Below are 12,119 nucleotides of genomic sequence, written 5' to 3'. Positions count from 1 at the left end.
GCATTTAGCTTCTGTTAATTTTTGAGCAGTCGTTCAATTGTGGTAAAGTGCGACGGTGTGATAACGTTGGGTCACATACGGTTTGAGGGCCGGGCGCTGGGGGTTGGTGTGATTGATGTCGCACTCTGGCTTGCTTCACTCGACGGTGAAAATCCGTCAGGGGAGGATTTGCGCAACGACCCGGCTTTTCATGAGCTGGAGCGCCTGACGGAACCCCAGGTCAAGGTCGTCCACGACGGCCATAACAAGCCCAACTCGCAAAGCATCATTCCGGTCGACTGGCCTGCCGTGCTCGCAAAGGCAGAGGAACTGCGACCGCATGGCCGGGACCTGCGCCTGCTCGTCATCGTCACGCGCGCGCTGGCCAATGAAGAAGGACTGGCCGGGCTCGCGCAGGGCCTGACCCTCATTGCGCGGACCTTCGACCAACATTGGGCGACCATGCATCCGGCACTGCGGCCCAACGCTTCGCCACGCGATGCCGCCTTGCGCCGTATCAACGCGCTGCTCGACCTCCAGAATGGTCAGGACGGGTTGTTGGCGAACCTGCGGCAGATGACGTTCTTTGCGCCACGCTCGATCGGGCCGATCAGCGGACGCGATCTGGAACAGGGCGCGCTCGACGACCGTGTCATGCTCCAGGAAGCCGCCTCGGGATTGAATGCGGCGGAAAAAGCCACACTGGTCAGTGCGCACGGGCAACTCTTGAACAGGGTGCGTGCCGGATGTGTGGCACAGATGGATCAAGCCAACGCGGAGATGGTCTCACTCGTCGCCGACGCCCGGGCAGCGATCGCGGCTCTTGATGCGGTCGAAACCGCCCTCAACGCTCGCCTCGACGGCGGCGGCGCTCCTGTTCCGGAATTAAAGCGGTTTCTGCAGCGTTTGCTGACGACCCTCGAGCGGAATTCGGCAGCCGGCGCCGTGGCGAATGGCACGGCCAGGCCGCTCGCGCCGGCGGAGCCGGCAGCGACTGCTCGAAACGGTCATGGAGCCGATACTATGGCAAGTGTGGCAAGCTACGCGGACTCGAGCACGGGGCTTCCCGACCGCATCTCCTCGCGCGACGACGTGGTGAAATGCCTCGACCTCGTCGTCGCCTTCTATGACCGCACCGAACCGTCGAGCCCGATTCCGCATCTGGCGCGGCGTGTGCGCCGGATGGTGCACATGGATTTCGTTGAACTGATGGAAGATCTCGCGCCGTCGGGGCTGAAGGAATTCCGGCTCCTTGCCGGCGTTCCCGATGCCAAGAAGACGGCTCAGAAGGATGAAAGGTAAGAGCACATGCCAGCCGAAAGCAAAGCGAAGGTTATCGAACGAAATCGCGCGCCGCGGGTGCAGATCGCCTACGACGTGGAAACCTACGGTAGCCCGACGACGATCGAACTGCCATTCGTCATGGGTGTGATGGCCGACCTTTCCGGTGCTTCGCAAACCAAGGAAGCGTCAAAGTCGGTGCTGGACCGTTCCTTTGTCGAGACCGACGCGAACCGCTTCCCCAAGTTCATGGAGGCGCTCGGGCCTCGCGTCAAAGCCCGGGTGAAGAACACGCTGCCGCAGGCCGAAGGCCAGGAGCGCGACGAGGAGCTGGCGCTCGATCTTACATTTTCCAAAATGGGCGATTTCGCTCCGGACAAGATCGCCGAGCAGGTGCCGCAACTGGCCGAAATCCTCAAGATGCGTCGTCAGCTAGAGGAGTTGCTCGGCTTCATGGATGGCCGCGTCGACGCCGAAAAACGCATTGCGCAGCTTCTGAACAACGAGCCGCTGCTTGGCAAGATCGCCAGCCAGGCACTCGCCGACGACGACAAGACAGGGGAGTAAATCATGGCCGAACAGCAAAAGACCGCCGCAGTCGCCGCCGAGGCCGAAGCCATCGACCTCGGAGAATTCAGCGGGCTCCTCGAGAAGGATTTCAAGGTCAAGAAGGACGACAGCGAGAAGCTGCAGCAACTCGTCCGCAATCTCGCGCTCGCGGCACAGTCCCGTTCCGATACCACGACCATCTCGTCCAATGCGATCAAGTCGATCAAGTCGCTGATCGCGGGCATCGACAAGATGCTGACGACACAGGTCAACGAAATCCTGCATGCGCCGGAAGTGCGCGAAATGGAAGGCACATGGCGGGGCCTCTGGTATCTCATCAACAACACCGAGACGGATCAGAAGCTGAAGATCCGGGTGATGAATATCTCCAAGGAGCAACTGGCCGACACGCTCGAAGACTATGAAGGCCAGATGTGGGACCAGAGTCCGATCTTCAAGAAAGTCTATACGGACGAGTATTCCATGCTTGGCGGCGAGCCGATCGGCTGCGTCATCGGCGCCTACGAATTCTCGAACCATCCGCGCGACGTCGGCCTGCTGCGCAATATCTCCGGCATCTGTGCTTCCGCGCACACGCCGTTTATCGCAGCCGCCTCGCCGCGCCTGTTCCGCATGGACAGCTGGCAGGAATTGCCGAATCCGCAAGACCTGCAGCAGATCGTCTCCAACCCGGCCTATGCCTCGTGGCAGTCGCTGCGCGAGAGTGAGGACGCTCGCTACATCGGCCTGACCATGCCCCGTGTTCTGGCCCGGCTGCCATATGGCACGGATACCGTTCCGGTGAAGGGCTTCACCTTCGAGGAAGAGGTGCAAGGCGATCACAACAAGTATGTCTGGATGAACGCCGCCTTCCCGATGGGCGTGAACATAAACCGCAGCCACAAGCTCTATGGCTGGGGCACGCAGATCCGCGGCGTCGAGAATGGCGGCACGGTCCTCAATCTGCCGGTGCACAGCTTCCCCACCGATGACGGGTCGATCGCGATGAAATGTCCGACGGAAGTCGCCATCGACGACCGCCGTGAGGCGGAACTGGCCAAGCTCGGCCTGATGCCGATCCTGCATCGAAAGAATACCGATCTCGCGGCCTTCATTGGGGCACACTCACTGCAGGACGACGAGACACGGGCGGGACGGCTGGTCGATCCCGACGCGCAGTCCAATGAGCGGCTGAGCGCCAACCTGCCCTATCTCTTTCCGGTCTCGCGCTTTGCGCACTACCTCAAGGCCATTGCGCGCGACAAGGTCGGCTCGTTCAAGGAGCGCTCCGACATGCAGATCTGGTTGACCGAGTGGATCAACCGCTACGTACTGGCCAACCCCGCCTTTGCCGACGACAAGGCGCGCGCCAAGCGCCCGCTTGCCGCGGCCGAGGTCCAGGTGGACAGCGTGGAGGGGCGGCCGGGCTACTACAACGCCCGCTTCTATCTGCGCCCGCATTACCAGTTGGAGGGCATCAATGCCTCGCTCCGACTGGTGTCGGAACTACCGTCCGTGAAGACTTGATCTGCAGCAACAACATCTTGATTTTGAAAGCGGTGGAGAAAGACAATGCCCACAGGTACCAAAATTGATGGCTTTCTGAAAGTTCCTGATATCAAAGGCCCAAGCATTCGAGACGGACATGAGGACGAAATCGAAATCCACGGAGTCGATTACAAAATAGTCGCGCCTTACGATCCGAATTCGCTCTCGCGCCGCGGCCGCGTCTCCTTGGGAATGATCAAGTTCACCAAGCATTATGACAAGTCTTCACCCTATCTGAAAAAAGCACTGTTCGAGAACAAGGCGCTGGACGAGGTGGTGTTCTCGGCACGCCGCACCATCGATGGCGAGACCAAGGATTACCTAGTCGTTACGCTCACCGACGCCTCGATCATGGAATACGACATGTCGCAGGCCGAGGATGAGGAGGACCTGATCGAGGAAGAGGTCAGCTTCGCCTACAAGAAGATCAAGTTCGTCTATGACGACAATGACGAAATCGAAATGGATGTCTATGTCGGCAAGTGAGGGCCGGCGGCCCGACGCGGACAAACTGCAGGTGGCCGGTAGTTCGCGAGCAAAACGCGAAGCGGTCCAGCCCTCACTCTGGGACCGCCTCGTAAACGACCTGCCGGGTATGACCTCCGAGATAGACGGGCTGCGCCAGGCGTTGCAGGAAGAACTCGGCCTCGACCGGCTGGAGACACTGGTTGCGGGCAGCGCGCGGCTCATCGATGCCGATGCGGAGCTGACGGCCGATCAGAAGCGGCGTCTGCACCGCCTGGCCTTTCAGACCCAGCACCGCGTAGAGATGGAAAATCGCGGGGTGGTCGTGTCGGCCCGCGTGCTCAGGGAGGCCGTGCGGCGCGATATCGAGGCTCTCTTCAACACCGAGCGCTTCGAGGCTGTCCCGCTTCTTTCCGATCTCGAAAGCGAGCAGGCAGGGGACAACCCGCCGTCGCTGGCCGATTTTCCGGAGGTGCGACGAAGCGTGCTGAACTATGGCGTGCCTTCCTTCTCCGGCCGTTCCTCCCGCGACTTTGATCGCGAAGCCCTGGCGCGTGAGATCCGCTCGGTGCTTGCAACGTTCGAGCCACGCCTCAAGGAAAGCTCGACGAAGGTCACGGTGACGCTTGGCGACAAGAGCGTGGGTTTGAAGATCGAGATTGACGCGGTGCTGATCATGACGCCGACGCCGGAGCGCATGCGCCTGCGCACCACGATCAATCTCGATAACGGCTTGGCGCGGACCGAATTTAGGGAGGCCTGAGATGGATCGGGTCTTCGTGGAATACTACGAGGAGGAACTGACCCATATCCGTGCGCTTGCTGCGGAATTCGCCGACATGCATCCGGCGGTGGCGCGCAACCTGTCGCTCGACACGGTCCCGTGTCCGGATCCGTATGTCGAGCGGCTGCTTGACGGCGTCGCTTTCCTCGCCGCGCGCACCCGGCTGAAGGTCGATGCGGAACGCTCGCGGTTTTCACGCAGCGTGCTGGACGTCCTCTATCCCGATCTGGTCACGCCGGCGCCGGCAACGGCGATGGTGGTGCTGAAACCCGGCCAGCAGGTCCAGACGATGGTTGCCGGCCATGTCGTCAAGCGCAATACCCGGCTGGTTTCCGGCCTGCAGCCCGGTCTGTCGACGCGCTGCACCTTCACCACCGCCCAGGACATCACGCTGTGGCCGATAGCGGTCACTTCGGTAAGCTATTTTCAAGATCGCAGCGCGCTGGCGGCGGCCGGCATAGCGCCGATCGGCGGTGTTGGTGGCGAGGCGGCACTCCGCATCGTGCTGGCTCGGACCGGAAAAGGCAGGCTCGACGAACTGTCGCTCGACCGGCTTGATCTCTACTTTGCCGGGCGCGCCAAGGCGCCACTGCTCTTCGACGCGATTTTCGGCGCCTGCTCGGCCGTTGGCGCGCGCGCGGAAGGCAAGACCAATCCCCTATCGCCCCTGCCGGAACCCGAAATGATCGGCATCAGCGACGACGAGTCCCTGATGCCTCGTACCCGTCCGACATTCGAGGGGTACCGTCTGCTGCGCGAATATTTCATGATGCCCGAGCGCTTTCACTATGCGCGGGTTTCCGGGCTGCGGCCCGTCGTGCGCCGATGCGCGGCGGGGCTGGAGATCATCTTCATGTTCAGGCGTCCAGTACCTGAGCTTGCCGACCTGACGCCGGCTGATTTCGAACTTTTCGCGACGCCGATCATCAATCTCTTCGAACGTGAGTGCAACGTCATCGAGCTCGATCCGCGCAAGACGCGCCAGGTGCTGCATGCCGACCGAACACGGGCGCGCGACTTCGAAATCTACCGGGTCATCCGCGTCGAGGACGCCGACACCGGGGGCGGCGATGCCGAAATTCCAGAGCTCTTCAGCCTGGGTCAGAATCGCGGCAGCGGCTGGGTCTATTCCACCGAGCGGCGCCCGCGCCGCGCGACGGAAGAGGAGCGGCGCGACGGTCTGACCCGCACTTCTTACACAGGGGACGATGTTTTCCTGGCGATTTCCCGCCCGGTGGAAAGTCAGGCGAACCGGCCGCTGAAGCGTGTCGACATCGTGGCACTTTGTACCAACCGCGATCTGCCGATCCTCGACGACAATCCTACCTTGACGCTGGAGGCCGGCGATCCGGTCGAGACGGTGCGGCTTCTCGGTGCGCTGCGTCCGCCTCGCCCGGCCATCCCCGCGGCGCTGCCTTCGGGCGCGGCGGGCGAATCCCGCGCCGACAATCTCGCCTGGCGGCTCGTGGCGCAGCTGGCGCTCAACTTTCTCAGCCTCGCCAAGGAAGGTCGCGGCGTCGATCCGTTGCATGCGCTGCTTGATCTTTATGCCGACCGGGGAGATCCGAGCCTTGCCCGCAACGTGCATTCGATCGTTCGCATAGACTCGCGGTCCGTGATCGAACGGCTGCAGATCGACGGGCCAATGTGCTTTGGACGCGGCACGGAAGTGACATTGCACGTGGACCAGTCGGTTCTGGCAGGGCAAAGCACATTGCTGCTTTCGGCCTTGCTGGCGCGGCTGTTTGCCCGTCATGCCGGAATAAACGGCTTTGTGCGAACCCGCACGCGGCTGCTGCAGAAGCAGGAGGATGTGCCATGGCCGATGACGCCCGGCAATCGCTACCTGATCTAGACACGGTCGACCCGATCCGGGCCGAGGGGCTGTCCGAGACGTTCGACTTCTTCGAGCTGTTGCGCCGGCTCGAACGGCGGGGCGGGCTGTTCGGCTATTCCGGCCCGCCGGCACGCGAGCCGGCAAGGCTCGGACAGCACGTACGTCTGAGTTTTTCGGCCAGGGACGTGGTTGAATTCCGCGAAGCGAACGACAAGGCTCCAGCCAGGGTCACGGTCGCAAATCTCGGCCTGATGGGACCTGAGGGTCCCATGCCGCTGCATTTGACGCGCTGGGTGCTCGATCGCCTGTCGCAGCGCTGGTTTACTGGCGCTGACGCGCAGCAGACCAGTGACACGACATTCGTGGACTTCGTCAACATTCTGCAGCACCGCATGATCGCCCTGTATTATCGGGCGTGGGCGGATGCGCATCCGGCGGTACAGGTCGAGCGCGCGGTCGGTGGACGCGTTCGCGCCATGCTTGAAGCCATGGCCGGAATCGGACTTCCCGGCACCCAGAACACCGATCTCGATACGGTGAAGCTTCGCCAGGCGGCTTCGCTGGCCAGCCAGGTCGACGGCCCGGAACGGCTGACGCTGTTCCTGGCGGAAGCGTTCAAGGTGCCGGTTCAGATCAAGGAGTTCATCGCCGCCTGGATGACCATACCAACCGGGCTCCAGACCCGCCTTGCCAAAGCCTATGCAGGGCTCGGCCGGGGGGCGATGATCGGCCCACGTGTTTTCAACCGCCAAAGCAGGATTGAACTGCGTGTGGGCCCGTTGGGGTACGAGGAGTTCAAGGCGTTCCTGCCTGGCGGCCAGCGGCTCAAACTGTTCAAGCAAGCCGTTCGCGACATGGTCGGGGAATCGCTCGACGTCGACCTGCGCATCGTGCTTGCGCGTGAAGCGGTGCCGCCGCCGCGTATCGGAGCGGTACAGCTCGGCCGGACCGCCTGGCTTGCGCGGCCCGCTGAAAGGGGCGATGCTGACGATATGCGGCTGCGGACAATCGTCGGATGGCGGCCCGAAATGGCGGAGGTCGCGGCATGAGTCTGCTGCTGACGCTGGAGCAAGGGCCACGCACCCAGGCGGTACGGCAAACCCGGCTGGATGAGGGTGAGCTGGTGATCGGCCGCAGCACGGATGCAGGCTGGCAGATCGACGATCCCGACATGTTCGTTTCGCGGGCTCATTGCAAGATTTCGGGCGGACGAGATGGGTATTTCGTCACCGACACGTCGAGCAGCGGATTGTTCATAAACGACTCCGACAGCCCTCTGGGGGCCGGCAAGTCGACGCGCCTTCTAAGCGGCATGCGGCTGAGACTGGGCGACTACGTCGTACATGTCGACCTGCAGACGCCAACCGCCCGGACACCCGCAGCCGGTCAGCCGATCCCGGAACGCCCACCGCCGGCATCCCAGGCGCCGGCGAGCATCAGCAGCGATGACTTCTTTTCCGCCAAGGTCGAAGAAGAGCCCCGACGGCCACGTCCGGCCGATCTGCCGAACCCGTTCGAGCAGCCGGTTGCGGGCGCGTTCGAGCGTGCTGCCTCCAGCCAGCGTAGTTCGCCTGCTTTCGATGACCCGTTCAGCCTCGATCCGGTTTCAACGCCTGTGTCGAAAGACACCGGCCCTCATCTCGAACCGGGCGTCGCGGCGAGCCAGACGGACCCATTCAGCCTCGACCCCATGCCGTCCCTTAGCCGCGGAGCCCAACTCGCTCAGGGAAAGCCGTCCGATTTCAACGATGATTTTGGTTTTGGACCAGCCGCGGCGCCCGGTTCGGCAAATGGCATCGGCTCGACCGGGCAACGCGAACGCATCGCCCAACGATCACAATCCGCCAATCCCTGGGATTTGCCAGTACAAGCGGCTGATGTCCCGTCTCCGGCGCGGGCAGGCGCTGCTCCCAAATCCGCCCGCCTGCCTGCGGCGGCGCAACTGGGGGACATGGCGCTTCGCTCCGCATTCCTGCACGGCATGGGCGTCGAGGAAGCCGATTTCCCAGGGCGCGACAGCATCGCGGAGATGGAGAAGTTTGGTCGCGAATACCGGCTGATGATGGAAGGCCTGATGCAGCTTCTGCGCAAGCGGGCCGAGGAGAAGGGAAACGCGCGCGTCGCCCAAACCATGGTCGGGGCTTCCGAGGTCAATCCGCTCAAGTTTCTACCGACGGTCGACGACGCCATCGTCACGCTTATCGCCGAGCGCAGTCCCGGATTTCTCGCTGGCGAAGCGGCGATCGCCGACGCGATTCGCGATCTCGCTCAACATCACGTGCGCGCCTGGCGAGGCGTACAGGGCGCCTTGCGGCGGATGATCGACCGTTTTGACCCGGCAGCGATCGAGGAAGAGCTGAAATCGAATTCCGCGATCGGCACCCTGCTTTCGGGGGGGCGCGGCGCCAAGCTGTGGGAGCTTTACCGGAAACGCCACCGTGAAATCGCCGAGAGCGCGGAAAAAAGCTTCCTGGGTGAAATCGGCGCTGATTTTCGGGATGCATATGAGGAGGAGTGAGACATGATCGATCGACGCGAATTTGTCGTTGCCCTGGGCGCGACCGGACTGCTTACGGCTTGCCAGAGTGGACCGCCGAAACCATCCGTGATCACCGTCAAACTGACCGGCGGGGCCGGCATGAACCCTGGACCAGGTGGCGGCGACCGGCCGGTGACGGTCCTCGTGATGCGGCTGCGCAGTACCGGGAAATTCAATTCCGCCGATTATTTCGCGCTGCAGGGGGATGCCGGCTCGGCACTCGCAGGCGACCTCATCGGATCGGACCAGATCGCCGTGGGACCGGGAAAGACCGCGTCCAAGACCATCACGGTCGAGCCGGACGCGACGGCGCTGGGCTTCGTTGCGCTGATCCGCGAGCCCGGCGGCCGGAACTGGCGGACAGCCAAGTCGGTGTCGCCGGGATCACAATTCACGGTCAACGTCACGCTTGGCAGCGGCGGCATTTCCGCCTAGCGGCCAGGGCAAGGGGAGCTCAATGCAGAGAGTAGCGGCATGAGCGATGCAAACAGGGTGCTGTGGTCGGAAGGTCTTTTCCTGCGGACCCAGCATTTCCAGCAGCAGGATCGCTTTTTCGAGGCGACGGTGCGCGGCGCGTTGCAGGCCGGGCAACTGCATACGTTCGGCTTTCAGCAGCTGACGCTGGATCAGGCATTGCTGGAGGCCGGCCAGATCTCGATCCTGTCGGCGCGGGGCATCTTTCCGGACGGGACACCCTTCTCCATTCCAGACATGATGGACGCGCCGCGGCCGCTGCCGGTCACCCCAGACACGGGCGCCGGACCGGTGCTGGTCGCCTTGCCGCTGGAGCCTCCCGGCGGTGTCGGCTTCGATCCGGCACATGCCGCCGCTTCAGGAGCACGATATCATGGGCGGATCGTTTCGGTGCGTGACGCCGTCCAGGGCGGATCAGATCCTGAAGAAATCGAAATTGCCCGTCCGCAAGCGCTGCTGCTGGCGCCCGGCAGGTCGGTCGGCGGCTACACAGCCTTGCCGATAGCCGACCTCAAGGGGGTTCGAGCCGACGGCGGTGTCTCTCTGGACGAGACCTTCCTGCCGCCGACATTGGTTACCGGCGCGGTGGCCTGGTATCGGCAATTGCTTCTGGAAGTCGTCACCGGCCTCGACCAGATCGCCGAGGCGCATGGCAAAATGGTCATGGGTGGGCCTGGGCGCAGCGTCGAAGATCTGCTGATGCTCAATCTCGCCAATGCGGCGCGTCCGCGGCTGGCCCACATGCTGGCGCAGGATGTCTTCCATCCGGCCGAGCTTTACCTGGAGCTTGCAGGGCTCGCCGGTTCGATGGCGACATACGGATCGAGCGCGCGGCGGCTGGGCGAATTGCCCGCTTACGATCATATGGCGCCCGGCCCCGCCTATTCGGCGCTGGCGGATGCGTTGCGCTCGCTCATCCTCAGCCTGCGTTACATCGAACCGAAATCGCGTGCGCTGCCTGTCATGCGGCATTCGACCAATGTCTGGAAAATCCGCATCGACAACCCGAAGCTGCTGGTGGCCAGCCGGATCGTCATCCGGGTCGGTTCGGAGCTGTCGGAGGACGCGCTGCGCAAGATATTCGTCAACCAGGCGACGGTCGGCTCGGCCGACCAGTTCGAGGGCCTGTGGAAATCGCGTTTGCCCGGTATTCCGCTGAAACCGCTTCATTCCCAACCGCGCGAGATCCCCTACGATGGCGATCGGCTATGCCTCGAGCTGGACCAGAAAAGCGAGCATTGGGCGTCGCTGCTTGATGCTCCCGGCTTCGTCATCGGGGTTTCGGGCGTCTTGCCAAGCGAGCCGCAGGTGGACTGCTATTCGGTGAACAGGTGAGATCATGAGCCGCGATGATCCTTTCGGACTGTCGGAGGATCGCGAACGCACTCGCATACGATTGACCGGCGCGCCGATGCCGCGGCCGATGGCGCCGCTCTTGCCGGGCGCGGCGGTAAAGCGGTCTCGCACCCACCCGAACGCGCTTGTCAACGCATTCGCGCCCCTGCTCGAATTCGCTCCCGAGCTTGAAAGCGCGCTGCCGCCGGAGAACCCGGAAGCGCTGCGCACCCGGCTGCTCGAAGAACTGGTTCGGGCACGCGACACGGCAATGTCGACGGGGTCCTCGATGGAGCGGGCCGACCAGGCAGCCTGGGTCGTGGCGGCGTTGCTCGACGATCTGGCCCTGAACACGCCATGGGGCGGAGCCAGCGCCTGGCCGCGGCAGCCGCTTGTGGTCATGCTGCGCGGCGACGTCGATGCCGGCACGCAGTTCTTCACGCGCCTCGACGAACTGGAGCGCCATCCCAACCGCGATCGCGAATTGCTTGAACTGCAGTATGATTGCATGGCGCTCGGTTTTCGCGGCAAATATCGCGTGCCTGGGCGGTCAGGCGACCGCTCGCTCAATGCCGTACGCGTGGCGGCGGCCCGCTTCCTGCGCGATGCCGACGCCGAAGGCGCGCCGCTCTCGCCAAACTGGAAGGGCGTGATCGCCTCCGACGAGCCGCGGCGCTTCACCGTTCCGATCTGGGTCATGGCGCTCGGTGCGGCGGTTGTTGCCACGGCAATCCATATCGGGCTCTCGATGGGACTGAGCAGCCAGGCGGTCGAGCTTTCCGCACTTGTTCGCGCGTTGCCGCCGCCTACGCGAGGCGACATCAGCCGTACGTCGCCCAAGGTCGATGCCCCGCCGCCGGAGAAAGTCGATTTTGCGCTGCTGCCGGAATTTCAGGCCGGGGCCCCGGCCGGCCTCAAATCCGCCCTCAGCGGCACCGAGAGCGTCTCGCTGGCCAAGCTGATCATCCAGGCCTCCGACCCAGAACTGTTCCAGTCGTCGCGGCCACAACTAACCGAAGGCTTCGAACCCCTGATCGGTTCGATCGCCAAGGTGATCCTCGCCAATCAGGAGTTGATCGGGAACATCACGGTGGTCGGTCACACGGACAGCGTTCCTCTGCAGAAGACCAATCCGCTGTCGACCAACCAGCGGCTATCCGAGGCTCGCGCCCAGACGATTGCGGATATGCTGGTCCAAAACGGAGTGCCACGGGACCGCGTCCATTCCGAGGGGCGCGCGGCCACCGATCCAGTGGCCAACGACAGCACGCGCCAGGGGCGAGCCTTGAACCGCCGCGTCGAGGTACTTGTCGAAAAGAGGCTGTGAG

At 63.3% G+C, this 12,119-nt stretch carries 11 protein-coding genes; all 11 read left to right on the top strand.

Going from position 1 to position 12,119, the window contains the following annotated elements:
- The first annotated feature begins 108 nt into the window (after positions 1-108).
- The 11 genes from tssA to icmH are packed head-to-tail and all read left to right on the top strand — an operon-like array spanning position 109 to position 12,118.
- Positions 109-1,281 carry a type VI secretion system protein TssA gene (tssA, locus tag NKG99_RS09730; protein WP_352866780.1) on the top strand — a complete coding sequence of 391 codons (1,173 nt, stop codon included), beginning with the start codon at positions 109-111 and terminating at the stop codon, positions 1,279-1,281.
- Positions 1,282-1,287: 6 nt separating this feature from the next.
- Entirely contained in the window at positions 1,288-1,827 is a 540-nt protein-coding gene (gene tssB, locus NKG99_RS09725; RefSeq protein ID WP_027025877.1) for a type VI secretion system contractile sheath small subunit, read from the top strand.
- Between the two features lie 3 nt (positions 1,828-1,830).
- Positions 1,831-3,336, top strand: a complete 1,506-nt coding sequence (tssC, locus tag NKG99_RS09720; RefSeq protein WP_027035515.1) for a type VI secretion system contractile sheath large subunit — start codon at positions 1,831-1,833, stop codon at positions 3,334-3,336.
- A 45-nt stretch (positions 3,337-3,381) separates the two neighbouring features.
- Positions 3,382-3,843: an Hcp family type VI secretion system effector gene (locus NKG99_RS09715; protein ID WP_352866777.1), complete on the top strand. Its 462-nt coding sequence runs from the start codon at positions 3,382-3,384 to the stop codon at positions 3,841-3,843.
- Entirely contained in the window at positions 3,830-4,585 is a 756-nt protein-coding gene (tssE, locus tag NKG99_RS09710; protein ID WP_352866899.1) for a type VI secretion system baseplate subunit TssE, read from the top strand. The genes NKG99_RS09715 and tssE overlap by 14 nt, the downstream gene beginning before the upstream one ends.
- A gap of 1 nt (position 4,586) precedes the next feature.
- Positions 4,587-6,461: a type VI secretion system baseplate subunit TssF gene (tssF, locus tag NKG99_RS09705; RefSeq protein WP_352866776.1), complete on the top strand. Its 1,875-nt coding sequence runs from the start codon at positions 4,587-4,589 to the stop codon at positions 6,459-6,461.
- A complete protein-coding gene (gene tssG / locus NKG99_RS09700; RefSeq protein WP_352866774.1) occupies positions 6,425-7,492 on the top strand; it encodes a type VI secretion system baseplate subunit TssG in 1,068 nt (355 codons plus the stop codon). Before tssF ends, tssG begins: the two co-directional genes overlap by 37 nt.
- Complete coding sequence (gene tagH / locus NKG99_RS09695) at positions 7,489-8,961, top strand: type VI secretion system-associated FHA domain protein TagH (protein ID WP_352866771.1); 1,473 nt, start codon at positions 7,489-7,491, stop codon at positions 8,959-8,961. The genes tssG and tagH overlap by 4 nt, the downstream gene beginning before the upstream one ends.
- Before the next feature lie 3 nt (positions 8,962-8,964).
- On the top strand, positions 8,965-9,417 hold the full coding sequence (gene tssJ / locus NKG99_RS09690) for a type VI secretion system lipoprotein TssJ (RefSeq protein ID WP_352866768.1): 453 nt from the start codon (positions 8,965-8,967) through the stop codon (positions 9,415-9,417).
- Between the two features lie 39 nt (positions 9,418-9,456).
- Entirely contained in the window at positions 9,457-10,791 is a 1,335-nt protein-coding gene (gene tssK, locus NKG99_RS09685) for a type VI secretion system baseplate subunit TssK (RefSeq protein WP_352866767.1), read from the top strand.
- A 4-nt stretch (positions 10,792-10,795) separates the two neighbouring features.
- A complete protein-coding gene (gene icmH / locus NKG99_RS09680) occupies positions 10,796-12,118 on the top strand; it encodes a type IVB secretion system protein IcmH/DotU (protein ID WP_352866766.1) in 1,323 nt (440 codons plus the stop codon).
- Position 12,119 lies beyond the last annotated feature (1 nt).

Origin of the sequence: Mesorhizobium sp. M1409, from assembly GCF_040317535.1 — a bacterium.
GTDB lineage: Bacteria > Pseudomonadota > Alphaproteobacteria > Rhizobiales > Rhizobiaceae > Mesorhizobium.
This window is presented reverse-complemented; position numbering and strand designations above follow the sequence as displayed.

Coding starts and splice junctions, on each gene's coding strand:
- tssB (WP_027025877.1), top strand. CDS start 1,288: ATGCCAGCCGAAAGCAAAGCGAAGGTTATCGAACGAAATCGCGCGCCG.
- tssC (WP_027035515.1), top strand. CDS start 1,831: ATGGCCGAACAGCAAAAGACCGCCGCAGTCGCCGCCGAGGCCGAAGCC.
- NKG99_RS09715 (WP_352866777.1), top strand. CDS start 3,382: ATGCCCACAGGTACCAAAATTGATGGCTTTCTGAAAGTTCCTGATATC.
- tssE (WP_352866899.1), top strand. CDS start 3,830: ATGTCGGCAAGTGAGGGCCGGCGGCCCGACGCGGACAAACTGCAGGTG.
- tssF (WP_352866776.1), top strand. CDS start 4,587: ATGGATCGGGTCTTCGTGGAATACTACGAGGAGGAACTGACCCATATC.
- tssG (WP_352866774.1), top strand. CDS start 6,425: ATGGCCGATGACGCCCGGCAATCGCTACCTGATCTAGACACGGTCGAC.
- tagH (WP_352866771.1), top strand. CDS start 7,489: ATGAGTCTGCTGCTGACGCTGGAGCAAGGGCCACGCACCCAGGCGGTA.
- tssJ (WP_352866768.1), top strand. CDS start 8,965: ATGATCGATCGACGCGAATTTGTCGTTGCCCTGGGCGCGACCGGACTG.
- tssK (WP_352866767.1), top strand. CDS start 9,457: ATGAGCGATGCAAACAGGGTGCTGTGGTCGGAAGGTCTTTTCCTGCGG.
- icmH (WP_352866766.1), top strand. CDS start 10,796: ATGAGCCGCGATGATCCTTTCGGACTGTCGGAGGATCGCGAACGCACT.